Source organism: Streptomyces sp. Q2 (assembly GCF_056820935.1).
The window spans coordinates 1-23936 of record NZ_JBXEJE010000075.1 but is presented as its reverse complement, the minus strand read 5'-3'; the positions used below and the strand labels follow the sequence as shown (position 1 = coordinate 23936).

At 70.7% G+C, this 23936-nt stretch carries 24 protein-coding genes; 8 read left to right on the top strand and 16 right to left on the bottom strand.

Translation table 11 applies throughout. The annotated features are described in order from the left end of the window. Positions 1-32: 32 nt before the first annotated feature. Entirely contained in the window at positions 33-473 is a 441-nt protein-coding gene (locus ACWBNA_RS45695; RefSeq protein ID WP_482710519.1) for a pyridoxamine 5'-phosphate oxidase family protein, read from the bottom strand. Continuing rightward, positions 473-1279, bottom strand: a complete 807-nt coding sequence (locus ACWBNA_RS45690) for a helix-turn-helix domain-containing protein (RefSeq protein WP_482710518.1) — start codon at positions 1277-1279, stop codon at positions 473-475. The genes ACWBNA_RS45695 and ACWBNA_RS45690 overlap by 1 nt, the downstream gene beginning before the upstream one ends. 344 nt (positions 1280-1623) lie before the next feature. Between ACWBNA_RS45690 and ACWBNA_RS45685 the strand changes: the two genes are divergently transcribed. Then, the gene (locus ACWBNA_RS45685) at positions 1624-2088 is read left to right on the top strand and encodes a Crp/Fnr family transcriptional regulator (protein ID WP_482710517.1); all 465 of its coding nucleotides are present in this window, start codon (positions 1624-1626) and stop codon (positions 2086-2088) included. A 174-nt stretch (positions 2089-2262) separates the two neighbouring features. On the opposite strand, the gene ACWBNA_RS45680 is transcribed toward ACWBNA_RS45685, so the two are convergent. The 8 genes from ACWBNA_RS45680 to ACWBNA_RS45645 all read right to left on the bottom strand — a co-directional run bounded on the left by ACWBNA_RS45680 (position 2263) and on the right by ACWBNA_RS45645 (position 10560). Continuing rightward, the gene (locus ACWBNA_RS45680) at positions 2263-3435 is read right to left on the bottom strand and encodes a sialidase family protein (RefSeq protein ID WP_482710516.1); all 1173 of its coding nucleotides are present in this window, start codon (positions 3433-3435) and stop codon (positions 2263-2265) included. Then, a complete protein-coding gene (locus ACWBNA_RS45675) occupies positions 3432-4211 on the bottom strand; it encodes an HpcH/HpaI aldolase family protein (RefSeq protein WP_482710515.1) in 780 nt (259 codons plus the stop codon). Before ACWBNA_RS45675 ends, ACWBNA_RS45680 begins: the two co-directional genes overlap by 4 nt. A 64-nt stretch (positions 4212-4275) precedes the next feature. Then, entirely contained in the window at positions 4276-5256 is a 981-nt protein-coding gene (locus ACWBNA_RS45670) for an aldo/keto reductase (protein ID WP_482710514.1), read from the bottom strand. Then, positions 5253-6215: an ABC transporter ATP-binding protein gene (locus ACWBNA_RS45665; protein ID WP_482710513.1), complete on the bottom strand. Its 963-nt coding sequence runs from the start codon at positions 6213-6215 to the stop codon at positions 5253-5255. Before ACWBNA_RS45665 ends, ACWBNA_RS45670 begins: the two co-directional genes overlap by 4 nt. After that, on the bottom strand, positions 6212-7132 hold the full coding sequence (locus ACWBNA_RS45660; protein WP_482710512.1) for an ABC transporter ATP-binding protein: 921 nt from the start codon (positions 7130-7132) through the stop codon (positions 6212-6214). Before ACWBNA_RS45660 ends, ACWBNA_RS45665 begins: the two co-directional genes overlap by 4 nt. A 3-nt stretch (positions 7133-7135) precedes the next feature. After that, on the bottom strand, positions 7136-8050 hold the full coding sequence (locus ACWBNA_RS45655) for an ABC transporter permease (RefSeq protein ID WP_482710511.1): 915 nt from the start codon (positions 8048-8050) through the stop codon (positions 7136-7138). Positions 8051-8052: 2 nt separating this feature from the next. After that, positions 8053-8982 carry an ABC transporter permease gene (locus ACWBNA_RS45650; protein ID WP_482710510.1) on the bottom strand — a complete coding sequence of 310 codons (930 nt, stop codon included), beginning with the start codon at positions 8980-8982 and terminating at the stop codon, positions 8053-8055. A gap of 3 nt (positions 8983-8985) precedes the next feature. After that, positions 8986-10560, bottom strand: a complete 1575-nt coding sequence (locus ACWBNA_RS45645; RefSeq protein WP_482710509.1) for an ABC transporter substrate-binding protein — start codon at positions 10558-10560, stop codon at positions 8986-8988. A 518-nt stretch (positions 10561-11078) separates the two neighbouring features. Between ACWBNA_RS45645 and pdxA the strand changes: the two genes are divergently transcribed. The 3 genes from pdxA to ACWBNA_RS45630 are packed head-to-tail and all read left to right on the top strand — an operon-like array spanning position 11079 to position 14877. Beyond that, positions 11079-13283 carry a 4-hydroxythreonine-4-phosphate dehydrogenase PdxA gene (pdxA, locus tag ACWBNA_RS45640; protein WP_482710508.1) on the top strand — a complete coding sequence of 735 codons (2205 nt, stop codon included), beginning with the start codon at positions 11079-11081 and terminating at the stop codon, positions 13281-13283. A gap of 49 nt (positions 13284-13332) precedes the next feature. Further along, on the top strand, positions 13333-14145 hold the full coding sequence (locus tag ACWBNA_RS45635) for a DeoR/GlpR family DNA-binding transcription regulator (RefSeq protein ID WP_482710507.1): 813 nt from the start codon (positions 13333-13335) through the stop codon (positions 14143-14145). A 51-nt stretch (positions 14146-14196) separates the two neighbouring features. Further along, positions 14197-14877: an SDR family NAD(P)-dependent oxidoreductase gene (locus ACWBNA_RS45630; RefSeq protein WP_482710506.1), complete on the top strand. Its 681-nt coding sequence runs from the start codon at positions 14197-14199 to the stop codon at positions 14875-14877. Positions 14878-15308: 431 nt separating this feature from the next. Here ACWBNA_RS45630 and ACWBNA_RS45625 read toward each other — a convergent pair whose 3' ends face one another. From ACWBNA_RS45625 to ACWBNA_RS45605, 5 genes are all read right to left on the bottom strand, one after another. Then, the gene (locus tag ACWBNA_RS45625; protein ID WP_482710505.1) at positions 15309-16385 is read right to left on the bottom strand and encodes a HoxN/HupN/NixA family nickel/cobalt transporter; all 1077 of its coding nucleotides are present in this window, start codon (positions 16383-16385) and stop codon (positions 15309-15311) included. Positions 16386-16519: 134 nt separating this feature from the next. Further along, positions 16520-16828 (bottom strand): nitrile hydratase accessory protein, encoded by a 309-nt coding sequence (locus ACWBNA_RS45620; protein WP_482710504.1) that lies wholly within the window; start codon positions 16826-16828, stop codon positions 16520-16522. A gap of 32 nt (positions 16829-16860) precedes the next feature. Next, entirely contained in the window at positions 16861-17484 is a 624-nt protein-coding gene (gene nthA, locus ACWBNA_RS45615) for a nitrile hydratase subunit alpha (protein ID WP_482710503.1), read from the bottom strand. Beyond that, complete coding sequence (gene nthB / locus ACWBNA_RS45610; protein ID WP_471563634.1) at positions 17481-18233, bottom strand: nitrile hydratase subunit beta; 753 nt, start codon at positions 18231-18233, stop codon at positions 17481-17483. Before nthB ends, nthA begins: the two co-directional genes overlap by 4 nt. Then, positions 18230-18766: a DUF1097 domain-containing protein gene (locus ACWBNA_RS45605; RefSeq protein ID WP_482710502.1), complete on the bottom strand. Its 537-nt coding sequence runs from the start codon at positions 18764-18766 to the stop codon at positions 18230-18232. The genes nthB and ACWBNA_RS45605 overlap by 4 nt, the downstream gene beginning before the upstream one ends. A 798-nt stretch (positions 18767-19564) precedes the next feature. On the opposite strand from ACWBNA_RS45605, the gene ACWBNA_RS45600 reads away from it, so the two are divergent. Both ACWBNA_RS45600 and ACWBNA_RS45595 read left to right on the top strand, forming a co-directional pair. Beyond that, complete coding sequence (locus ACWBNA_RS45600; protein WP_482710501.1) at positions 19565-20695, top strand: GlxA family transcriptional regulator; 1131 nt, start codon at positions 19565-19567, stop codon at positions 20693-20695. Positions 20696-21025: 330 nt separating this feature from the next. Beyond that, entirely contained in the window at positions 21026-21577 is a 552-nt protein-coding gene (locus ACWBNA_RS45595; protein WP_482710500.1) for an alpha/beta hydrolase, read from the top strand. On the opposite strand, the gene ACWBNA_RS45590 is transcribed toward ACWBNA_RS45595, so the two are convergent. Beyond that, on the bottom strand, positions 21541-22107 hold the full coding sequence (locus ACWBNA_RS45590; protein ID WP_482710499.1) for a hypothetical protein: 567 nt from the start codon (positions 22105-22107) through the stop codon (positions 21541-21543). The two genes, ACWBNA_RS45595 and ACWBNA_RS45590, sit on opposite strands and share 37 nt — an antisense overlap. Before the next feature lie 518 nt (positions 22108-22625). Here ACWBNA_RS45590 and ACWBNA_RS45585 point away from each other — a divergent pair. Next, entirely contained in the window at positions 22626-23459 is an 834-nt protein-coding gene (locus tag ACWBNA_RS45585) for an enoyl-CoA hydratase/isomerase family protein (protein ID WP_482710498.1), read from the top strand. A gap of 353 nt (positions 23460-23812) precedes the next feature. Beyond that, positions 23813-23936, top strand: a 124-nt coding sequence (locus tag ACWBNA_RS45580) for an SDR family NAD(P)-dependent oxidoreductase (RefSeq protein ID WP_482707379.1), incomplete at its 3' end; no start/stop codon positions are given.

The window sequence follows — 23936 nt, the reverse complement described above, 5'->3', positions numbered from 1 at the left end:
TCCAAGGGCGGTGTCGCCCGTCCGGCGGGCGGTCAGGGGGAGAGATCCACCCCGTACAGCGTGCGTCCACCGACGAGCTCACGACCGGTGACCAGCTCGGGTTCGATGCGGACGAAGACCCCGTCCGGCGAGGGCACCCACGAGCGCGGGCCGGTCCGGCACAGCCGTTCGTGCGCGGCCGGGTCGGTGACCACCGCGGCCGGGCCGGTGACGACGACGCTCCAGCCTGAGTGCGCGACGGCGTCGACCTCGTCGGCCTCGAAGGCGACCACGGTGCCGGCGATCGCGCGAACCAGCTCGGAGACCGCGGAGGTGCGCAGCAGCACCGCGCCGTCGGCGTCCAGGCAGAAGTTGACCGGCAGGACCGCGGGCAGGGCCTGGCGCGTGTGGACGATACGGCCGATCGGCACCCTCGCCAGCCGGTGCAGGCATTCCTGCCGTTCGAGTTCTCGGAAACCGTCGTTGGGGTACATCAGCCAGTCCGTCTTTCGCCTGGATTCGCCTGGATTCGTCTTGGTTGGTCTGGGTTGGTCTGGGTTGGTCTTGGCTCGCCTGGTTTCGTTTCGGGCTCGTTCGGGCTCGCTTGCCGTCCCTGTCGCACCGCGACGCGGCGCCCGGTGACGGCCTCTGGGTCGATGCGCACCCACAGGTCACGCCGTCCTCCGGCCCAGGGCGCGCCGGGCACCCGCTCCGTGAGCAGCCGTACGGCATCGGTGTCGGTGACGGTGCGGGCGCGCCCGCGCACCAGGACACTCCAGCCCTCGCCGAGGGCGTCGTCGACGCGGTCGACCTCGAAGGCGACCCGGTGGCCGGACGCCTGGGCCGGTGCCGTGCCGGGAGCGGTCCTGAAGACGATCGCTGCCTCTACGACGGTGTAGTTGACGGGGATGATGACCGGCCCCGAGCCGGTGGACACCGCGAGCCTGCCCACGCCGTGCGTCGCCAGGAGCTCCCGGCACTCGCGTGGATGCAGTTCCGTGAACTCGGCCTGGCTCGCCGCCCGTGCACGGCCCGCCGGCAGGTTGACGTTGCCGCCGGCGAGTTCCGTCAGGGTCGTCTCCAGCACGCCCGCCAGCCTGAGGAGGGTGCCCTGGCTGGGCGCGGCGGAGGGGTGTTCCTCCAGATGGCGGACGTAGCCGGAAGCCATGCCGGCCCGAAGGGCCGTCTCCTCCCGAGTCAGCCCCAGTTCCGCACGCCGCCGGGCGATCCGCCGCCCGAGGTCGCCACGCGCGGATGCGTCGACCGGGTCGGTCGCCGTCGTGGGTGTCTGCTCAGCCATGACCCTCACGTCCGTTCACCAAGCCTGAAACGGCGACCTCAGCCGCCGAGGGGCGTCCGTATGGCCCCGTACATCCAGCGTGTTCGGCATCGACGGGCTCCCGCTTGGGCCGGGTGGCCCTCCTCGGCAGGCCGGTGGGTCCCTTTCGGCTCGTCGGGGACATCGCCGGCGAAGCGCAGCGCCAAGCCGGCCCGCGGGCCGCATCCGGACAGGTCGCTGCGCAGGGTGCCGAAGGTCTCGGGCGCGGTACCGGACGGCCCGGAACCGGGGCCGAGTGGCCCATGGCCCGGCCGGAAGTGCCGGTGGACGCTGGAAGCAGATCGGCCCACCCCCTGGAGACAGCCATGAACGCTTCCATCGCGCCGAGCACGCTTCGGGCGCTGCCCGCTCAGCACCGGACCCGACTGATGCGCCTCGCGCACGAGGTCGGCATTCCCCAGGGCACCCGCCTGTTCGAGGAGGGTGCACGCGCCGACCGGTTCTGGATCCTGCGCAGCGGCAGCGTCGCTCTCGACATGCGTGTTCCCGGACGCCGCTCGCCGGTCATCGAGACCCTCGGATTCGATGCTCTCGTCGGCTGGTCCTGGATGTTCGAACCGTACGCGTGGCAGCTGGGTGCCGAGGCCGTGACACCGGTACGCGCCTACGAGTTCGACGCGGTCGCCGTGCGCATGATGTGCGCCGAAGATCCCGAGTTCGGACAGGCCGTCGACCACTGGGTCGGCCGGGTGCTGGCACACCGCCTGCAGGCGACCCGCGTCCGGCTGCTCGACCTGTACGCCCCGTACGGCAGCGGCAGCCGGGTTTGACTCCTTCTTCACGACGTGCGCCTCGTCGACCACGAACGGTCCGACCTCCCCGCCGCCCGTGGGCGGGAAAACCGCTCAGCGCATCGGAGCGGTACGCGTTCCAGCGGGTCTGGGTGACCGGGTTGCCGCAGGTGTCGACCGGGTGGCACGAGCCCGAGCGGCCCGTGCGGTCGCTCAGCTCGCGCTCTGCGGGGTGAGCCTGATGTGGCGGATGACCTTTCGGTGGTGGGTGTAGGCGATGTGGAGGGCGCCGTCCGGTGTCTGCGTTATCGAGGGGTAGGACAGTTCGCGGTTGAGGCCGTCGCGGGAGTTGTTGGTGAGGCAGTGGCCGTCGCCGGTCACGAGGTCGGCGCGCAGCGGCCAGGTCAGGCCGCCGTCGGACGAGAGGGCGAGGCTGAGCGGCGCGCGCGGGGCGCCCCAGAACGCGGTCGAGGGGCTGTGCCGCAGCGCCGTCGTCACCGGGCCGTCCGGGGCCTTGCCGTCGGCGAGTGAGCCCGTGTCGTCGATCTCGTCGTAGAGGGAGACGCGGCGGGCGGTCGCGTCGGCGGCGCTGCTGTGGTTGTAGACGAGGGCCAGACGGCCGTCGGCCAACGGGACGTACTGGATCGAGGAGTTGTTGTTCGGCAGTCCGAGCGGCTGCGGCTCGCTCCAGGTGTCGCCGTCGTCCAGCGACACGGACCGGTGCACGGCGTCGGCGCGGCGGCTGCGGTAGAGGGCGAGCAGGGAGCCGTCCGGCAGCCGGTGGACGTTCATGTGGACCAGGCCCGTGGAGCCGGGCACGGGCCGCTCGGACCAGGTGCCGCCGTCGTCGTCGCTGATCATGACGGCGCTGGTGTCGAGGTCGCCGGACCACTTCTCGCCAGGGGCGGTCCGGCAGCGGAAGACGGGCAGCAGTAGGCGGCCGGTGGGCACGACGATGGGTGGCTGGCGGACGAAGACGCCGCCGACGTCCGGGGTCGCGGGGAACAGGGTGCGGGTCGCGTCCCAGGTCGTGCCGTGGTCGTGGCTGACGCGCAGCCGTACCTCGGCGGTGTCCTGGTCTCCGCCTCGCTGGGCGGTGTGCAGCAGCCACAGGGCGCCCGAGGGCATGGGGAAGAGCACGGGGTTCTGTTCCGAGCGTGCCGGGTCGTCCGAGAGGCGGACGGGCTCCGTCCAGGTCGTGGTGCCGGGGGCGAGGCGCGAGAACCACACGCTGATGTCCGCCATGCCCTCCTGCGTGCCGCCGAACCAGACGCAGCCGAGGTCCCCGCCGGGCAGCACGGTGAGGTTGGCGGCGTGGCTCTGAACGGTCGGTGCGGGCAGCGTGGTGTCGGTGCGGTCGAAGCCGTCGAGGAGTCGGTTCGTCACAGTGCCTCTCCAGGGGTCCGGGCAGCGGTCAGGTGCTGGCGGGCGGTCTGTTCCAGGTGCACCAGGTCGCAGGCGACGGTCGCGAAGGTGAAGCCCTCGGCGAGGCGCTTGGCGGCGCTCGCCCCGTCCGGGTTGTGGATGCCCGCGGCGATACCGGCGGCCGCCGCCGCCTCGCGTACGGTGCCGAGCGCGGCCTCGAAGGTGTCGGCCAGGGCCGGGTCCGTGGACGAGGCGCCGCCGAGGGCGATCCGCAGGTCGGAGGGGCCCACGTAGACGCCGTCGAGGCCCGGCGTCGCGCAGATCGCCTCGACGTCGGCGAGTCCTTCAACCGTCTCGATCATGGCGAGGACGACCGTGCTGTCGTGTGTGTCGGCCGGGTCGGGGCCGATCCTCAGCGCCGAGCGCATCGGGCCGTAGGAGCGCCGGCCGAGGGGCGGGTACCGGACCGCGGCCACGGCCTCGGCTGCCTGCGCGGCCGTGTCGACCAGCGGCACGATCACTCCGGTCGCGCCCGCGTCGAGGGCACGGCCGATCGGGGTGGGGTCGTTGGCCTCCACCCGGACCAGGCCGACGGCCGTGGAGCCCCGGCTGTCAATCGCGAGGAGGTTGTTGAGCATGCCGGAGTAGCCGAACAGGCCGTGCTGGGCGTCCAGGGCGACGTAGTCGTAACCGAGGCGGGCGATGCGTTCGGTGGCCACGGGCGCGTCCATCAGGCACCAGTAGCCGAGCAGTTGCTCGCGGGCGCGCAGGGCGGCAGTGAACTCTGCGGAGGTCATGGGCGGTTGTTCCTTCACAAGGTCACAGGGGGCAGGGCGGGTGCGTCGAAGTCGCGTACGGGGCTCAGCGGTTGTAGGCGGGCATGGGGCCGCGCAGGCCGGAGCCGACCTCGTCACAGGCGACGGTCACGTCGGGGGGCAGCGGTCCGGCCTGCGCGGCGGTGAGGTTGGCGCGCAGGTGCCCGGTGCGGGAACCGCCGAGCAGCAGGGCGTCGGTCGAGTCCCGGTCGAGGAGCCAGCGCAGGGCCAGTTCGGCGAGCGGGACGCCGGCGCCCTCGGCGATACGGGTCAGTTCGGCGACCGCGTCGAACAGACGCGGATCCCAGTAGCGCTGCCGGTACATGTCCGCGAGCCGGGAGTCGGCGAACCGTCCGGTCTCGGGGGCCTTCTCATAGCGGTGCCGTCCGGTGAGGAGGCCGCCGCCGAGCGGGTTGTAGACCATGGTGCGCAGACCGGTGACGGCGGCGTACTCGACGTACTCCTCCTCGATCCGGCGGGCGAGCAGATTGTGCAGCTGCTGGGCGACGACCGGGCGTGGGGCACCCACCTCGTCGGCGACGCGCACCAGTTCGGCGATCTGCCAAGCGGCGTAGTTGGAGACGCCGAGCGCGAGGACCTTCCCCTCGGCGACGAACTCGGCGACGGTGGCGAGGGTCTCGGCGAGGGGTGTGGCCCGGTCGGGCTGGTGCAGATAGAACAGGTCGACGCGGTCGGTGCCGAGTCGCTTGAGGCTGCCTTCCAGGGCGGCCCTCAGGCCGGGGGCGGACAGCGGGGCGTGCTCCCCTTGGTCGGGGTGCGGCATGCCGGCCTTGGTGGCGAGCACGATCCGGTCGCGGTGGGCGGGGAGCAGCTCGGCGAGGATGCGTTCGCTCTCGCCGCCGGCGTAGCCGTTCGCGGTGTCCACGCCGGTGATGCCGGCCTCCAGCGCCGTCGCGAGCATGTCCGCGGCGCCGGCCCGGTCGACGGTGTCGCCGAACGTCATGGTGCCGAGGACGAGCCGGGACAGGGGCACGGGTACGTTCGGCAGTGCGATGCCGGTGGTCACTTGCCGGCTCCTTCCGGTGGGGCGGTGAGGGAGGCGTGGGGGGCGGCCTGCGGGGTCTGGGGCGTGTGCGGCTCCGGTACGGCTGTGGCCGAGGCCGGGGTCGAGGCCGCCATGATGCGGGGTTTGAGTCCCCTGATCGCCGTGGGGTCGAGGGCGGCGCGGCGCAGGGCGCGGGTGTAGGGCTCGACGGGGGCGGCGAGTACGTCGGCGGTACGGCCGCGTTCGACGACCCGTCCCGCCTTCAGGACGACGACGTCGGTGCTGATTTCGCGCACCACGCCGAGGTGGTGTGCGATGACGATGTAGGTGATGCCGGTCTCCTCCCGCAGTTCGCGCAGCAGATCGAGGACCTGGGCCTGCACGGACACGTCGAGGGCCGAAGTGGCCTCGTCGCACACCAGCAGGTCGGGTTCCGAGGCCAGGGCGCGGGCGATGCCGATGCGCTGGCGCTGTCCGCCGGAGAACTCGTCGGGCCGTCGTTCGAGTGCCGAGGCCGGCAGTCCTACGCGGTCGAGCAGTTCAGCGGCGCGGCGGCGCCGTTCGGTCTTGTCCGTCACGCCCGCGACGCGCAGCGGTTCGGCCACGATCTCCAGGGCGGTCAGGTGCGGGGCGAGGGATCCGTAGGGATCCTGGAAGACCATCTGGACGCGGCGCCTGAGCGGCCTCAGGCGCCGCTCGGGCAGCGCGGCGAGGTCGGTGCCGTCCAGCACGATCCGCCCGGCGGCTGGCTTGAGCAGTCGTACGATCGCGCAGGCGATGGTCGACTTGCCGCTGCCCGACTCGCCGACGACGGCGAGTGAGCCGCCGCGGGGCACGCTGAAGCTGACGTGGTCGACGGCGCGCACGGGGCCGGCCGGCGTGGGGTAGTCGACGACGAGGTCCTCGACGGTGAGAAACGGCGACGCGTCGGCGGCGTCGGCCGTGTCGGCCGCGTCCGGAGTCACTGCTGGCCGGCTCATCGGGCGGCCCTGCCTTCCTGCTCGGGCTGCACGGTGTGGTCGTCGAGCCCGTCCTCGTCCCAGGGCCCGAGGCTCGGGACGGCCGCGAGCAGTTTCCCGGTGTACGGGTGTGCGGGCCGCTCGACGATCTGCTGGGCGGGTCCCGACTCGACGAACCGGCCCTCCTTCATGACGTGGATGCGGTCGGACACCAGCCGGGCGACGCCGAGGTCGTGCGTGATCATCAACATGCCCACACCGGTGCGCTCCTGAAGGTCCATCAGCAGGTCGAGGACGCTCGCCTGGACGGTCGCGTCCAGGGCGGAGGTGGGTTCGTCGGCGACCAGCAGCCGCGGTTCGGCGGCCAGTGCGACGGCGATGAGGACGCGCTGGAGCATGCCGCCGGAGAACTGGTGCGGGTACGCCTTCCAGCGCGTTCCCGGCCTGCTGATCCGTACCTGGTCCAGCAGGTGGGTGCCGCGCTCCCGGGCCTCGGCCCGGGACAGGCCGGGGTGGCGCAGCCGCAGGGCCTCGCCGAGCTGCCGCCCGACGGTGTGGACGGGGCTGAGCGCGGTCATCGGGTCCTGGGGGATGAGGGACACGGTACGGCCGCGCGCCCGCCGGGCCGCTCCGGGGTCGGTGACGACGTCCTCGCCGCCGATGCGGGCGGTGCCGGACAGCACGGCGAGTCCTTCGGGCAGCAGCCGCAGCACGCCCATCGCCGTGGTGGACTTGCCGGAGCCGGACTCCCCGATGAGCGTGACGGTCTCGCCGCGTCCGACGGTGAAACTCACGCCGTCGACGGCGCGGACCACGCCACGATGGGTGACCAGTTCGATCTGCAGGTCCTCGACCTCCAGCAGGGCGCCGGAGGCCGGCAGTGAGGCGCCGGAGGCCGGCAGCAGGGCGCCGGACGCCGGCGAGGTGTCGCTGGTCATGACTCAGGCTCCCTTCGCGGGCTTCGTCGTACGGATGCGGTCGCGCAGGCCGTCGCCCATGAGGTTGACGCCGACCACGAGGAGGGCGATGACCAGGCCGGGGAGCGTGACCAGCCACCAGGAGGTGGTGATGTAGTCCTGACCGTCGGAGATGATGCGGCCCCAGGTGGCGAACGGCCGCTGGGGTCCCGCGCCCAGGAAGCTGAGGGCGCTCTCCAGGAGCACGGCCTGGGCGAGCAGCAGCAGGACCACCAGACTCGCGGGGCGCAGGACGTTGGGGATGATGTGCCGTCCCAGGACCGACCAGTTGCGCATACCGAGCAGACGGGCGGCCGCCACATACGGTTTCTCGCGTTCGACGAGGACCAGGGAGCGGGTCAGCCGGGCCACTTCCGGCCACTGGGCGATCGCGATCACGCAGGTGATGACGGTGACCGACGGGCCGAAGAGGGCGACGACGAGCAGCAGCATCATCAGCAGGGGCAGCGCCAGCTGGGCTTCCAGGAGCCGGCTGACGACCGTGTCGATCCAGCCTCCGAAGTAGCCGGCCGCCGCGCCTGCGGCGATCCCGATGAGCCCGGAGACGACGACGGCGAGGACGCCCACGGTCAGTGAGACCTGGCCGCCGTGCAGGATGCGGGAGAGCAGATCGCGTCCGAGCTGGTCGGTGCCGAACAGGTGCCCGTCGGTGAGCGGCGGCAGCCGGCGCCCCGCGAGGTTCTGGGCGTCCGGGTCCGGCAGCGGAAGCAGGCTGGCGAGGGCCACCGGCAGGGCGACCAGCGCGGTGCACAGGGCTCCCGCCCACAGCTTGAAGCGGGCGCTGCGCCGCTGCCTGGTGGCGGTGGCGCGGGCCAGGTGCCGGGCGGTGACGGCACTGGACCGGGTGCTGTCGGCGGACGGTGTGAGCGTGGCGGACATGGTCAGGCCGCCTTTCCGAGTCGGACCCGCGGGTCGAGGAGCGGGTAGGCGAGGTCGACGAGGAGCTGGACGAGGATGGCGAGGGTCGCCGTGACCAGGACGGTTGCCTGGATGAGCGGGTAGTCGCGGGTCTCCAGGGCGCGGACGACGAGGGAACCGACGCCGGGCCAGCCGAAGACGACCTCGACCAGCACGACGCCGTTGAGCAGTGCCGCGAAGCGGGTGCCGACGGCTGTGACCAGCGGGACGGACGAGTTGGCGAGGGCGTACCGCCAGGTGAGGGCCCGTTCGGAGACACCGCGCGAGCGGGCCACGGTGATGTACGGCGAGGCGAGTGCCGTGGTCATCTCGCGGCGTACGAGCCGTGAGATGAGGGCGAGTTGGAGGATCGCGATGGTGAGGGTCGGCAGGACGAGGCCGCTCCAGGAGGTGAAGCCGGAGGCGGGCAGCACCGGCAGCAGCACGGCGAAGACGGTCAGCAGCATCACGCCGGTCCAGAAGTCCGGCATGGACTGTCCGGTGATGGTCAGGACGTTGGCGCCGAGTTCGCGCGAGCTGTCGGCGTGGCGTGCCATCCACACCCCGAGCGGGACGGCGACGGCCACGGTGACGGCGATCGCCGCGAGGGAGAGCGTGATCGTGTAGGGCATGCGGTCCAGGACCACGCTGAGGGCGGAGTCGTGGAAGGAGTAGCTGGTGCCGAGGTCGCCGCTCAGCAGGTCGCGCAGGAAGATCCCGTACTGGGTGATCAAGGGCTTGTCGAGGCCGAACTGGGCGCGGATCCGCTCCAGGTCGGCGGTGGTGGCGCTCGGCGGCGCGTATGCGGCGGCGGGGTCTCCGGGGGCGAGCCGGACCAGCACGAAGACCGTGGAGATGGTCAGGAAGACGGTCAGCAGGCTCTGGCCGAGACGGCGGGCGAGGTACTTGGTCACGGCTCAGCCCTCCAGCCGTACGGCGGTCAGGTCGTAGGAGTTGATCGGCAGCAGCCGGATGCCGTCGACGCGTGCGCGGCGGGCGAGCACGGTCTTCGGCACGAAGGCCCACATGGCCGGCCAGGTGTCCCAGACGGCGTGCTGGGCGGCGGCCAGCTTGCGGTCACGGGTTGCGGGGTCGGTCTCGGTGGCCGCGTCGGACAGCTGTCGGGCGATGCCGGGGATGACGTAGCCCATGAACGCGTCACCGGTGCGCTCGTCCTCGGCGGTGCCCGCGTACATCGCCTGCAGCATGGTGGTGGCCTGGCCGGTGGTGCCGGGGAAGCCGTTGCCGATGACGTCCCAGTCGCCTCCCTTGCCCTGGCGCCACTTGAGGATGTCGCCGCCGGGCTCGAACTGCTGCAGGGTGGCGCGCACACCGACGTCCTTCAGCATCTCCGCGACGGCCTCCATCACGGAGGCGTCCGCGGCGAACTCGCCCGACTCCCAGATGATTTTGATCCGCAGCCTGTCGGCGCCCAGGGACCTGAGCAACTGCCGTGCGCGTGCGGGGTCGTGGACGTAACTGCCGGTGGGTTCGGCGCCCTGGAGACTGAGGGGGACGACTCCCCGGGCCTGCTCGGCCGAGTCGGTGAGCACATCCCGGACGAGGGACTCGCCGTCGATGGCGTACGTCAGCGCCCGGCGCACCCGGGCGTCGGCCAGCGGATGCTTCTTCGGCTTGCGGAAGTTGTAGAAGAGCTGGCAGATCCGCACCCCGGAGGTCTGCTCCAGGTGCACGCCGGGCAGCCCGGTGAGCTGTTCGGCGGAGTCGGGGGTGATGGTGTCGATGACGTCCAGTTCGCCGCTGCGCAGGGCGACGACCCGGCTCGACTCCTCCGGTACGAAGCGGACCCGGACGCGTTCGACAGGCGGCCGCCCGCCCCAGTACCCCGGGACGCGGGCCAGGGTGTACTCGCCCGCGCCGCTGTTGGCGCCGGCCACCCGGTAGGGGCCGGTGCCGACGCCGGAGCGGAGCTCCTCGGGCCGGTTGTCCTTCGCCGGGGTGATGAGGATGTTGGCCATCAGCCGGTCCAGGACGGGCACCGGGTTGCGGGTGTGGAGCCGGAAGGTGCGTTCGCCCGTCGCCTCGACGTCGGGGAGTTCGGGGAACAGGCCGAGGATGAACGATCCGGCGACCTCTCCGTACATCCGCACCGCGGTGGCCACGTCGTCTACGGTCACGGGCCGTCCGTCGGAGTAGCGGATCCCGTCGCGCAGGCGGACGCTCCAGGTGGTCGGCGCGGTCATCTCGAACCGGTCGGCGAGGACCAGCGCGAGTCGCATGTCCGGGCCGATGGCCGTGAGGGCCTGACGCACGGCCCGCTGCACGGTCACCGCGGCGTCGAACTGGTTGAGCTTGTTGTCCAGGCTGACCAGCGAGCGGTTCAGCCCGAGCGTGAGGGTGCCGGGGCCGGGGGCGCCGGTGGGTCCGGCGCAGGCGGCCAGCGGGGAGAGAGCGAGACCGGCGCCGCCCGCGGCGCCCCAGCGCAGCAGGGTGCGACGGCTGGGCGTCTCACTCGGAGGAGTTCGGGTCATCGTCGACCTCTCGGGGTTTTTTGTGCGGCGACCGGCTCGGGACGGCGTCCGGTCCCGCAGGACGCCGTCGGTTGCCGTCGGTTTCTGTCGCGCCGGAAACCGTTCCACGGTTGCGCGAATCACGCAATAGGTCTCGCGCACATCGCGCAGACTGTGCCATCATCGAGCGCCGGGGCCGCCCCGCATGCCCCCGGCTCGACTACAGGTCCAGGAGGATGACGTGTCCTTCCCCTCCCCCTCCCCGCTCCGTGAGGGAGCGGCACCGCGACGTGTCCTCGCCCTCGCCGACGACCTGTCCGGAGCGGCGGAGACCGCGGTGGCGCTCGGCGCGCCGGCCGGGATCGTGCTCGGTCCGGCGCCCTTGGATCCGCACGCGTACGGCGAGGCCGTCGTGGTCGACCTCGACTGCCGGTGCCTGCCCGCGGCCGACGCGGCCCGGCGCGTACGCGAGGCACTGCNCGGCACCGCGACGTGTCCTCGCCCTCGCCGACGACCTGTCCGGAGCGGCGGAGACCGCGGTGGCGCTCGGCGCGCCGGCCGGGATCGTGCTCGGTCCGGCGCCCTTGGATCCGCACGCGTACGGCGAGGCCGTCGTGGTCGACCTCGACTGCCGGTGCCTGCCCGCGGCCGACGCGGCCCGGCGCGTACGCGAGGCACTGCGAGCCGCGCCCTCGGACGTTCTGGTGCTGAAGAAGGCCGACTCACTGCTGCGGGGCAACCTCGCCGCCGAGACGGCCGCCTGCGCCGAGGGCGGGCAGGGCGTCGTCGTCGCCACCGCCCTGCCCGCCCTCGGCCGCACGGTCCGCGGCGGTGTCGTCCATCTCGACGGCGTCCCCCTGCACACCACGGACGCCTGGCGGGCGGAGAGCACCTCGCCCCCGCCGTCGATCTCCGCCGCGCTCGGGGACGCCCGTACGACGCTCGTCCCGCTGGAGGCGGTACGGGGCGACGCGTTGCCCGCAGTGCTGCGCGCGGCGGTCGGCGCCGGACACCTTCCGGTGTGCGACGCCGAGACGGACTCGGACCTGGACTTGATCGCCGAGGCGGCGCTCGCCTGCGGCCCCGGCGTCCGCCTGACGGGCACCAGCGGCCTCGCCGCGGCGGTCGGCCGCCTGCTGAGGCGTATCGACGGGACGTCGGCAGCGGGACAAGCGGCTCCGGCTCCAGCTCCGGCCGGGGGGCGCCGGCGACGGCCCCTCCTGGTCGTCGTCGGCACCGCCGATCCCTCCGCGCCTGCGCAGATCGCGCAACTCACGGAGCACGGTGCACGCCATGTGCACGTGCATCCCGACGCCCTGACCTCCCACGTCCGGTCCACCCCCGGCACACCGGATATGTCTGGCAGCGTGTCGGGCGGTGTCACCGTCCTCAGCATCGACGGCGGCCCGGGCATCCGGCCCGGTTCGGCACGCCGTCTGGTGTCCGCACTCGCCCGTCTCGCCGCCGACCACGCAGGCGATGCCGACCTCGTCCTGACCGGTGGAGAGACCGCCCGCCGCGTCCTCGACGCGCTCGGCGTCGCGCACCTGGCGCCGCTCGGCCAGATCCACCACGGCGCCGTCCACGCACTCACGCCCGACGGACGCCAAGTCGTCACCCGGCCCGGCAGTTTCGGCGACACCGATTCCCTGCTGCGGATCGCCACGGCGCTCCGGCCGGACCTCCCCCACCTCCCACCGCAAGGAGACCTCCCGGTGAACGCGATCCCCACCGCCGACAACCACCGTTCGCTGCCGCTCATCGCGGTGACCATGGGAGACGGCGCGGGCATCGGCCCCGAGGTGATCGTCCCGGCGCTGCTGCACCCGGACACCCTCGCCCGCTGCCGTCCCGTCGTCATCGGTGATGCCGGGCGGCTGCGGCAGGCCGCCGCGATCCTGGGTGTCGACTGCGACATCGTCTCCGTGACCGCCCCGGGCGAGGCCGAGTTCCCGCCGGGCCGCGTCAACGTCGTGGACCTGGACCTGCTCCCCGCCGACCTGCCCTGGGGCGAACTGTCCGCCCTCGCCGGCGAGGCCGCCTACCAGTACGTACGGGTGGCCGCGGACCTCGCGTTGAAGGGCGCCGTGCACGGCATCTGCACCGCGCCGCTCAACAAGGAGGCCCTGCACTCCGCCGGGCACCTCTACCCGGGCCACACCGAGTTGCTGGCCCACCTCACCGGCGTGGACGAGGTGTCGATGATGCTGTCGACCCCCAAGGTGAAGGTCATTCACGTCACCACCCACGTCGGCCTGATCGACGCCGTACGGCGCATCGAGCCGGGCCTGGTCGAGCGCACGGTGCGACGCGGTCACGACGCGATGGTGCGGGCCGGTGTCGCGAAGCCGGTGATCGGCGTCTGCGGCATCAACCCGCACGCGGGTGAGAACGGACTGTTCGGCTACGGCGAGGAGGAGGAGAAGATCGTCCCCGCCCTCGACGTGCTGCGCGCGGACGGCATCGACGCCCGCGGGCCTCTCCCGGCCGACACGGCCTTCTTCCTCGCCGGGCGCGGCGACTACGACCTGATCGTCGCGATGTACCACGACCAGGGGCACGGCCCGGTGAAGGTGCTGGGCATCGAGGCGGGCGTCAACCTGACCGTGGGACTGCCCGTCATCCGCACCTCGGTGGACCATGGAACGGCCTTCGACATCGCGGGCAAGGGCGTGGCCGAGGCCGGTAGCATGGTCGAGGCCGTGCGCCAGGCAGCCGAGATGTCGTCCGTAGCGGTCCGCTGAGACCGCAGTCCGCAGTCCGCAGTCCGCGCAGAGAAGGACTCCACGACAGATGTCTCCCCTCGGATCCAAGGCCCGGCGCGAACGGATCCTGTATGTGGCCACCACGACCGGCCTCACCAGCGTGGAGGAGTTGTCGCGACGCTTCGGTGTCACGCCCTCCACGATCCGCCGCGACCTCGCCAAGCTGACCGCCGACGGCCGGCTGGCCCGCACCTACGGCGGCGCCATGGCGCTGACCGCCCATCCCGAGGCGTCGCTCCGCCAGCGTACGGGCGAGGCGTTCGAGGAGAAGCGGGCCATCGCACGCCGGGCCGCCGCCGAGGTGCGCGCCGGTGAAACCGTGCTGCTGGACGCCGGATCGACCGTGGGCGCCCTCGCCCACGAACTGCGCTCCGCGAAGGAACTGACGGTCGCCACCACGGGCCTGACGGCCCTTCAGGAACTCTCCGACGTCGAGACGGTGCACGTCGAGTGTCTCGGCGGCACTCTGCGGCCGCTGAGCCAGGGCTTCGTCGGTCCGCTGACCGAGGCCGCGCTGGAACGGATGACCTTCGACCGGGTCTTCCTCGGTACCGACGGCATCTCGCCCGAGCACGGCATCTGCGAGGCCGACCTGCGCCAGACGCGGCTGAAGGAACTGATGGCCCGCCGCGCCGACCATGTGTACGTCCTCGCGCACGCGGCGAAGCTCGGCCGCCGCCCCTTCCACGCCTGGGCGAAGCTCCCGGCCGACTGGACCCTCGTCACCGACGACGGCGCCGACCCGTCGGTCGTGGCCGAGTTGCGTGGACGCGGCGTCGAGGTAGTACTGACCGAGGTGGCGCCGTCCACCGAGCCGGAGCACCGGACGTCGTCCTCATGACCTTGACGGACAGCGCCGAGCCCGCTGGGATCCGGGCCGGGCGGGTGTGCCATGGCTGAGACACGGCACGCCCTGGTCACCGGGGTCAGTTCTGGAATCGGCGAGGCGATCAGTGGTCGCCTGCTGCGGGAGGGATGGCAGGTCACCGGGATCAGCCGTCGCCGTCCGGTACCCGCGCCGGGGCTGAGCTGGCTCCCGGCGGATCTGGCCGAGCCCACCGAGTTGGTCCGGATCCTCGACGGCATACCCGCCCCTGACGCCGTCGTGCACGCCGCCGGACTCCAGCGCTCGGCACCGCTGGGTGAACTGTCCGCCGACGACGGCGAGTTGATGTGGCGGGTGCACGTCCACGCCGCCACGATCCTCGTCGACACGCTCGCCGACCGGCTGCCCGACGGGGCCCGCGTGGTCCTCGTCGGCAGCCGCACCGCGACCGGCGTACCCGGCAAGAGCCAGTACGCCGCGACCAAGGCCGCCCTGCCCGCGCTCGCGCGCTCCTGGGCCGCGGAACTCGCCGCCCGTGGCATCACCGTCAACGTGATCGCCCCCGGCCCGACCGACACTCCGATGCTGTCCGACCCCGGCCGCGCCCGCACTCCCCCGGCACACCCGCCCCTGGGCCGCCTCGTCACTCCCGACGAGGTCGCCGGCCTGACCGCGTTCCTCCTCGGCCCGGACGGCGGAGCGATCACCGGGCAGCAACTCGTCCAGTGCGCCGGGGCCTCACTCTGATGTCCGGCCGGCCCCCGGCGGCCCCGGACCGTGAGCGCCAAGCACCAGCGACAGGGCTGTGTGCCAGTGGCTGGGAGCGGTCGCTGGTCGGCATCGGCGTGATGCTCGCCGCCCACTTCATGGCGTGCTGCTTCGCTCGGTGAACCGCCGTAGCGGACGAGACGAAGTGCTACATCAACGCACCGCCCCGGTCGGGCTCCCGTGCGGCTGGACCTGGCTGCCTCGTGCGCATGTGGCGAGACGGCCCCGGGCGCCGGCGCCGGAGCCGTTGTGGGTGTGGTGGCCAGGCGGGGGAGTGGTTCGGGGAGGCACCATGCCGGTGTTCCGCTCCGCACCGGGCGGGGTGAAGATGTGGGCGCGGTACCAGACCGGGCGGGGCTGACCGTCGGTGTCGCAGCGGCCGGTCGTGTGACCGCCTCGGGGGCAGATTCTTATGGGCGCGCACCTTGGCGGTCGCCGTACTTCTGGGCCAGTCCGCGATAGCGCCATATGGCCGCTGCGGCGAGCCAGGAGGTGGCGAAGATGGCGACGACGATGTAGCCGAGCATCTCGAAGTGGTCCGCCAGAGAGGCGTACGCGGCCAGGGGGCCGCCCGCTCCGGTGGCGTCGGCGATCAGAGCGGCGATGTAGACGCTGGCGATGAATGCAGCGACGGCCACGGTCATGCCGGTGGTGGCGATGTTGTAGTAGAGCCTGCGGGCGGGGCTGCGGTAGGCCCAGGAGTAGGCGCGCGTCATCAGCAGGCTATCGGCGGTGTCGAACGCGCTCATGCCCGCGGCGAAGAGCAGGGGGAGGGAGAGAGCGGCCAGGGCGGGAAGGCCGGAGCCGTTGGAGGCGGTGCTGGCAGACAGGGCGAGCAGGGTGATCTCGCTGGCGGTTTCCAGGCCGAGGCCGAAGAGGATGCCGATCGGGTACATGTGCCAGGAGGAGCGGATGAGCCCGCGGGCGCGGCGACCGAGGATACGGTTCATCAGGCCGCGGCTGAGGAGTTGCAGTTCCAGTTCTCGCTCGTCCAGCTGGCCTTCGGTCATGCGTCGCCACAGAGCGACGATGCCGGCCAGCACCATGACGTTGAGGGCGGCAACGAGCAGGAGGAACAGCATGGCGACGATCTGGGAGACCAGGCCGCCGACGTTGCGGAAGCTGTCGATGCCCGTTCCGGCGCCGGCGGCGAGCGCAACGATGAAGGCGATGGCGAGTACCACGGTGGAGTGGCCCATGGCGAAGAAGAAGCCGACGCCGAGCGGTCTGCGTCCGCGTTGCATCATCAGCCTGGTGGTGTCGTCGATGGCTGCGATGTGGTCGGCGTCGAAGGCGTGCCGCATGCCGAGGGTGTAGGCGAGCGTTCCGGCTCCGGCGAAGGCTCCGGCGCCGGCCGGGCCACTGGCGTAGAAGAGGTAGAGGCTCCATCCGATGACGTGCAGTGCGGCGATGACGCCGACGATGCCCGTGAGGCGCAGCCGTTCGGCGCGGGTCCATCGGCCGGCGGTGATGGTCGTAGTGGTCACACACACATCCTTGGCAGGGCAGCACCGCGCGGTGCCGACACGTCGGCAGCATGAGGGTGGGAGCCGCATCCGCAGGGTTGGGGGAAGCAACCCTGCGGATGGCGGCCGGTGGACGGGTGAAGTGCGAATGCTCGTTACGCCCCGAGAAGGGCGCGCAGTTCGTCCTCGGCCACCAGGCCGTGGTCGATCAGTACGCGTTCGAGCGCGGCGAGCCAGTGGTCGTAGTACTGCCAGCTACCCTGCTCAGGTGCCGGGGTGGTCTCCCAGTCGCCGATGGCGGCGATGAGCTGCTGCTGGAACGCGTCCCAGGGATAGTGCCCGAACTCCGACAGGGCAACGGCGACGCCGAACGCGCGGCGTTGCCAGTCGGCGTCGAACGTGGGCGCATTCATGTCGGTGATGCAGGACTCATGCAGGGGTGCTGTGGTGGCGGTTGCCTCCATGGCGGCCCTTTCTCCTTGGTGTTGGGCAGGGGTCAGGTTGCCGGGGCGGGGACCACGGCGATGCCGATCATCGATTCGGTCGTGACCAGGGCGGCGAGTTCCTCCTCGCTCATGCCTTCGGTACCGGCGGGTCTGCTCGGTACGACGAACCAGCGCGAGTGACCGCTGCTGTCCCACACCCGCAGTTCGACGGAGGGGTCCAGGTCCAGGCCGATCTCCTTCAGCACGACGCGGGGCTCACGGGCGGCGCGGGCGCGGAAGGTCGGGTCCTTGTACCAGTACGGGGGAAGGCCGAGTACGGGCCAGGGGAAGCAGGAACAAAGGGTGCAGATGACCAGGTTGTGCACGTCGGGGGCGTTGGCTACGGCCATCAGGTGCTCGCCTTCGGCTCCGTCCATGCCGACCGGGAGGTCGAGTTCGGCGACGGCTGCCGGCGTGTCCTTGACGAGCCGCTCGGCGAACTCGGGGTCGGTCCAGGCCCGGGCCACGATCTTGGCCCCGTTGAGCGGCGTCATGTCGGTCTCGAAGTACCCGAGCACCTTGTCGACGGTGGCGCCGGTGATCACGCCCTTCTCGATGAGCAGGGCTTCAAGTGCGTGGACGCGGGCGGCACTGCCGGCTTCGCGGTCCTCGGGGTAGCCGAACTGTACAGTCACTGCTGTTCCTCCGTCGCGGGTGTGAGGTATGCCTGGTAGATCTCGCCGTAGAGGACGGCGCCGGGTTCGGCGAGTTCGCCCCAGATGTCGGTGGGCTCGAAGCGCACGATGTAGACGGGCATCGGTTCCCCGATGCCGTCGGGCCCGGTGGAGCAGAAGTAGGCGTAGTTGCCCTCGAAGACCCGCTCGACGGTGCCGGTGCGGCCGCGCAGGTTGCCTGGAAGCCGTGTGTGATCGGTCGGGGGCATGTCCTTGACGGTCACCCGGTCACCGACGGCGAAGGCCGGCGAGTCGGCCGGCCCTTGGCGCGGGGAGTCTCCCTCGCGCAGGTAGCGGATGACCTGGTCGTCGATGCGCTCGTCCCCGCCGTCGGGCAGCGCAAGCGCCGGGTCCTGAAGGTACTCGGCGGCCTTCGCCTCGAGTTCCTCCTCGGTGATGTATCCCTGGGAGACGAAGTAGCCGCTGATACCGCCGAGCCACTTCTCGTAGTAGCGGAACTGGAAGTAGGCGAAGGGGTTCATCGCCTCGGCGCCCTTGCGCAGGTCCGCCCAGGTCCAGGTGGAGGAGAAGGTGGTGGGCACCTCGTCGATCGGGTACTTGGGCTGCGCGTCGCCGAGATGGTCGCTCAGACCCATCATGGCGACATGGATGCCGAAGATCCGCTGCTCCCAGTCCGCGACGAAGACTCGGGGCTCGTAGTCGACCGGGCCCAGGTTCTCCAGGCCGCCCAGGTGGTGCTGAAGCTTCATGACTGCCCTTCCGGTGTCGGTCCGGCAGTCGGCTCGGCTGCCGGGCGAGCGGCCATCGCGGTCCCCCAGTACTCCGAGGCGATGCCGAACACCGCACCCAGGACCATGGACAGCGCCGCGATGAGCGCCGGGTTGTGAATGGATGCCGTCGTGATGTCGTGGCCCGTGGCGGCCACCGTGCCGACCGTGGAGGCGAAGCCCCACACGATGGCGGGGATCTTCGACAGCAGGCCGATCTTCGATGCCTGCACCATGGCGGCGCTGCCGACGCCCACCGTGATGGCGGCGGCGGCGGTGCCACTGCCCAGCGCGTGGATGACCAGCAGGGTCAGCGAGGCGATGACGATGCCGGTCAGGTTCGAGGCGATCGACTTCACCATGCCGTCAGTGCCGGCTCCGAGAATGAAGAAGGAGGCCCAGGCGATGAAGATGACCCAGACCGGAACGGTCAGGATGGTTGCGGTCATCAGTGTGGCGACTCCCCCGAGTACACCGATACTGATCGACAAAGCATCTAGCTGGCGCATGGCCATATATGCTCCTCAGTGACGCCGGCGCGAAAATGGCGCGGCGGAATTCATGCCCGAATAAAGACAGGCAGCCATTTATCCGCTGTGGTGCGGAAGGGGGCGAGCACCTCGATACGGAAAGCTCCCATCAGGAGACCCGACGAACGGTGCCGATGCCAGCGCTTCAAGGGGTTCGATTCAAGCGTGCGAGATATGCGGTTCACTGGTTCCCGTTGCCGCATGATTCGGACAGGGAGACGGTGACCGCTGATGCTCTGGCGACCGATGGTGTCGGCTTTGGAGCAGTGCGACACGACTAGATTCCAGCCAGTTCATTTCGCCGGAGTTAACGGTGACTGAATAAATTGTGTCCGGAATTGGCGGCGATCTACAGTGCGATCCGAACACAAAAAGCCACCCAGGCGGCCTGTCGGTGAGGCCGTGGGGCGGCTACAAGGGCAATACAATAATTTGGACGAGGTGACTTTCGAGCGTTTAATGGCCCGCCTTTCGGATCGCCGGGCAATAAAGCACGGTGAGCCGCGCGTACCGTTTTGCTCGCGGCGTACGATCACTGACAGTTCAACGAGGGGCGACACCAGGTTGCTCGGGGTGCTTTACGGCCATGAAATCATCCCGTCGTGTAATGGTCCGGCTGGCTTCGGTGGGCTCCTGAGGCCTGCGGAATCCGCGGTCTCCGGGCCCCGGATGTTCCGGGGCGACTTGCTCGGCTTCCACGTTCGCCCCTGGCGGGATGGGGGCCAAGGGCTGCAACGGACACACGAGCCACGATTTCGGACAAGGAACAAGGAGGTCGGTCCCATGAGACGGAGCATCACAGCCGCGGAGAGAGCCACCGAACGGACGATGGTCTTCGTGCTCTACGACAAGGTGACGCTGCAGGACGTGGCGGCGCCGCTGGAGATCTTTGCCCGGGCCAACGACTTCGGGGCCCGGTACCGGGTGCTGCTGGCCTCGCCCACGGGGCAGCCCGTCGGGACGACCTCGTTCACCCGGCTGTCCGCGGACATCCCGGTGGCCGATGCCCCCGACTCCATAGACACCCTCCTGGTGCCGGGCGGTGTGCCGGCCGACTTCACCTTCACCCCGGGTACGCACGACGTACCCGAGGAGCTGACCCCGGACACCGTCCCAGAGGCGCTGGCGGCGGTCCGCGAACTGGCGCCCCGAGCGTCCCGGATCGCCTCGGTCTGCACCGGGGCGTTCGTGCTGGCCGCCCTCGGGATGCTGGACGGGCGTCATGCGACCACCCACTGGGCACACTGCACGCAGCTCGCCCGGGAGTACCCCCGCGTCATGGTTGACCCGGACGCCCTGTTCGTGCAGGACGGCTCCGTCATCACCGGAGCCGGGATCAGCGCGGGCACCGACATGGCCCTGGCCATGGTCGAGAACGACTACGGCACGGACGTCGCCCGCCGGGTCGCCCGGTGGATGGTCGTCTTCCTGCAACGTCCGGGCGGCCAGGCCCAGTTCAGCGTCTGGTCCGAGGCGGGCATCCCCACCACGCGGGGCCTGCGCCAGGTCCTGGACGCGGTGGTCCTCGACCCGGCCGCCGACCACTCGACCGCCGCGATGGCTGGCCGCGTCGCGGTGAGCGAACGCCACCTGGCGCGGATGTTCCGTGACGAGGTGGGCATGACGCCGGCCCGTTATGTGGAGCGGACCCGGCTGGAGGCGGCCAAGCGGCTCCTGGTGACCAGCGACGAAAGCCAGGAGTCCGTCGCGCGGCGGGCCGGCTTCGGCTCTCCGGAGACGATGCGGCGGATCTTCCGCCGCAACCTCGGAGTCTCGCCGGGTGGCTACCGCAGCCGGTTCGGCACTACCGGCATCGACCACCGGGCTCCGGAGTCCGACCTCGTGGATCATGACCGGACGCGTCAACCCGGCACCAGGGCCCGGGCGGACGGGCAGGACGCCGCCACGAGCTAAGCCTTGATCCACCGACCCGAAAACAGCCCAAAGACCTCAGAAGATCACTTTCAAACCACGTCGGTGGATCAAGGCTAAGCGACACTGGAGAAGTGATCAACCACGCGGCCGCGACGGGCGGCCTTCGTGACGACAGCCACGCCATCACACCCGCAGGGTACGCACCCAACCCTGCCGTGGCCAGCCCATCGCCCTGTGGGACCTCGCGGATATCGCCCGCGCTTGACAACACGCGTAACGCTGCTTGACGCCCTGACCAGCTGTAGCTCATTCTGTGTCATTGGTTCGTGCAGTGCCTCCGAAGCCCGGCCAGTCGGTCGGGCTTTTCGCATGTCCGGGCTCTCGAAGGAACCACCGCATCCAGCGCTCGACAGCGACCGCATCGGCCTGTGGGGCTCAAGCTACAGCGGGGCAATGGTGCTCGTAGCGGCCTCCATGGACCGCCGGGTGAAAGCTGTCGTCAGCCAGGTGCCCTTCATCTCTGGCTACGACCAGTTCGTCCTGGGAAACGGCCAAGGCGCGCTCGCCGCGATCAACGACAACATGGACAAGGACAGGCAGGGAAGGCTCAAGGGTGAGGAGCCCGGCCGTATCCAGCTGGTGCGGATGCCGACCGATCCGGCTGACCAAGCCGTCCTCTTCGAGGGCCCGGCGGACTACGAGTACCTCGTGGGTGGTCCCCAGGGCCCCGCCGAAGGATGGATCAACAGTGTGACCATCCGATCGACTGGACGGGCGCTGGCCTATGACGCGCGTCCGTTCATGCGCCGCATCAGCCCGACGCCTCTGCTGATGGTCGTTGCCGGCGACGACCAGACCACTCCGCCCTCGCTCGCTCTGGAAGCCTATGAGCGGCGCTTGAGCCCAAGGAGCTCACGATGATCTCCGGGGGACACTACGGGGTGTACTGGCCTCACCTTTCCCGGGATCTTGTCACCGACGCCGCGGCCCGTTGGTTCGAGACCCATCTGGGCAAGGGCACGCATTGAGTGATGGTGGGGCGCAGACCGGCCGGCGAAGTCGCCCGGAGGTTCGGATCCGGCCTCGCCGGCGACCTCGCGGTCGGGAGGCGACGCCAGAGTTCGACGCGTGACGCGGCAGCTCACCGAGCTCGTCGCCCAGCGCACCGGCACCGCCGCCGAACGCGACACGGCGACGCGTCCGATGGCAGCGACGGCACGGGCCAGGAGACGGGTGTCCTCGTCGCCCAGCTCCCGAACCTCCATGGCCGCCAGCTTCTCCCAGGGGTCGTCGTGCCCGGTGAGAAGCAAGACCGCGGGCTCGTTGCGCAGTCGGCGCGCGACAAAGGCCAGGCACTGTGCGGACGGCTCATCCAGCCATTGGGCGTCGTCGGCCACGATGAGCACCGCCCGTTCCCCGGCCGGCTCGCCGACGAGCATCAGTACGGCCACGCCGATACAGGTCCATTTGCCGTGAAGCCTCATGGTTGCGATCGCCCGGAGTCACTGCCGCGAACCCGAGTTCAACGACACCAGGCCACATCTTGACGGACACGGTGACGGACACGGTGACGGATCCGTTTTCTTCGCTTCCTTCGTAGCGTCGGGCGTGATCAGTGCACTCGCGCCCCACCGCAGGGGGAAGACATGGTGACGGCGATCCGGGTCGGGAGCGTCGGCAGGACAGTGGCTCGGCTCGTTGTGACGGACGCCGCGATCGCCACGGCGCCACGGACCCGAAACCGAGGCTGCGCTACACCGCCTTCCCGACCGTCGGCCGCGTCAGCACGTTGTGCCGCGTCGCAACGCCCGGCCCTCGGCAAGCAGCGCTGCGCATCCAGTCGGCCGACCGACCCGCTCGTCACCACGCGTCTGCCGGACCTGGTTCTGGGCGTCTCCTCTGCCAGTTCAGGGCGCCCCGACGAACACACCTCCCTGACAAACCGTCAGGATCAGCCTTGGAGCGAACGATGACGCAACCCAGCACGATCAGCGTGGAGCGGCTGACACCAGGAATCCGCAAGATCACATTCTCCAATCCACCGGTGAATCTCATCGTCGGGGAGACCGTGTCCCGACTGGTCGAGGTCGTCACGGAGCTGAGCGAGGACCCGCAGGTTCACGTTGTCGTCTTCACCAGCAGTACACCCGGCTACTTCTTCAACCACTTCGATCTCGGCCGGGCCGCCGACTTCATGCCGTCCGATCCCGAGGCCACGCCGGCGTGGATCGATCTCGTGGTAGGGCTGTCCACAGCTCCGTTCATCAGCATCGCGTCCATCCGCGGACGGACCCGGGGCGGCGGGGACGAACTGGCCCTGGCCTGCGATCTGCGCTACGCCAGCCGCGAGCACGCGGTGTTCGGCCAGCCCGAGGTCGGCGGCGGGATTCTCCCGGGCGGCGGGGGCACAGAACACCTGCCCCGGCTCATCGGACGGGATCGGGCACTCGAAGCCATCCTCAGCAGCGACGACTACGACGCCGACACGGCAGAACGCTACGGATGGGTGACCCGCACCGTCGCCGACGCCGAGCTGGACGGTTTCGTGGACGGTATGGCAACCCGGCTGGCGTCGTTCGACAAGGCGGCGCTGGCAGCCGCCAAGGCTCAGGTCAACCGGGCGACGCTCCCGCCCGATGCCGACCTGCGAGCGGCCTACACGCAGTTCCTGAGCTCCATGACCTGGCCAGGCCCCCAGGCATTCCAGTCCCGGTTCGAGAAGCTCGCCGCTGAAAAGGGCCCCGAAGAGCTGGAACTCCGCTTGGGCCACTATCTCGGCATCGCACGTCAGGAGAGCCGGTGAACACCGACTGCGAAGACCCGTTCGCGACCAGCGGATGATGCCTCCGGGATCACCTCCAGCGCCACGATCACAACAGCCTCCACCTGTTTGACACCGACAACCGGCGGGCGGCCGGGCCGAGACTCGTCGACCGGCCGCCCAGCCGCTCAGCCGCTCAGCCGCTCAGCCGCTCAGCAAGACCCGTAGCCCTGTACGGACCGTGTCGGACCCCGACACCGCACGAGCACCCGGCACAAGAACTCAGATCTTTCTCGGATCGCCGCGCGTGACCACTTGCCATCGACCCGACGACCACTCTATGGTCGTACGAACGTAAGACATACGAACGTATGTCAAAACCAAGGGAGCTCGTGATGGCGGCAACTCGGCCGGTGGCACTCGTGACAGGTGCCTCATCGGGGATCGGCAAGGAGACGGCCCGCGCCTTCGCCGCGGCGGGCTTCGAGGTGATCGGCACCGCTCGCAACACCGCGCGGG

Coding starts and splice junctions, on each gene's coding strand:
- ACWBNA_RS45695 (WP_482710519.1), bottom strand. CDS start 473: ATGTACCCCAACGACGGTTTCCGAGAACTCGAACGGCAGGAATGCCTG.
- ACWBNA_RS45690 (WP_482710518.1), bottom strand. CDS start 1,279: ATGGCTGAGCAGACACCCACGACGGCGACCGACCCGGTCGACGCATCC.
- ACWBNA_RS45685 (WP_482710517.1), top strand. CDS start 1,624: ATGAACGCTTCCATCGCGCCGAGCACGCTTCGGGCGCTGCCCGCTCAG.
- ACWBNA_RS45675 (WP_482710515.1), bottom strand. CDS start 4,211: ATGACCTCCGCAGAGTTCACTGCCGCCCTGCGCGCCCGCGAGCAACTG.
- ACWBNA_RS45665 (WP_482710513.1), bottom strand. CDS start 6,215: ATGAGCCGGCCAGCAGTGACTCCGGACGCGGCCGACACGGCCGACGCC.
- ACWBNA_RS45660 (WP_482710512.1), bottom strand. CDS start 7,132: ATGACCAGCGACACCTCGCCGGCGTCCGGCGCCCTGCTGCCGGCCTCC.
- ACWBNA_RS45655 (WP_482710511.1), bottom strand. CDS start 8,050: ATGTCCGCCACGCTCACACCGTCCGCCGACAGCACCCGGTCCAGTGCC.
- ACWBNA_RS45645 (WP_482710509.1), bottom strand. CDS start 10,560: ATGACCCGAACTCCTCCGAGTGAGACGCCCAGCCGTCGCACCCTGCTG.
- ACWBNA_RS45635 (WP_482710507.1), top strand. CDS start 13,333: ATGTCTCCCCTCGGATCCAAGGCCCGGCGCGAACGGATCCTGTATGTG.
- ACWBNA_RS45630 (WP_482710506.1), top strand. CDS start 14,197: ATGGCTGAGACACGGCACGCCCTGGTCACCGGGGTCAGTTCTGGAATC.
- ACWBNA_RS45620 (WP_482710504.1), bottom strand. CDS start 16,828: ATGGAGGCAACCGCCACCACAGCACCCCTGCATGAGTCCTGCATCACC.
- nthB (WP_471563634.1), bottom strand. CDS start 18,233: ATGAAGCTTCAGCACCACCTGGGCGGCCTGGAGAACCTGGGCCCGGTC.
- ACWBNA_RS45605 (WP_482710502.1), bottom strand. CDS start 18,766: ATGGCCATGCGCCAGCTAGATGCTTTGTCGATCAGTATCGGTGTACTC.
- ACWBNA_RS45600 (WP_482710501.1), top strand. CDS start 19,565: ATGAGACGGAGCATCACAGCCGCGGAGAGAGCCACCGAACGGACGATG.
- ACWBNA_RS45595 (WP_482710500.1), top strand. CDS start 21,026: ATGTCCGGGCTCTCGAAGGAACCACCGCATCCAGCGCTCGACAGCGAC.
- ACWBNA_RS45585 (WP_482710498.1), top strand. CDS start 22,626: ATGACGCAACCCAGCACGATCAGCGTGGAGCGGCTGACACCAGGAATC.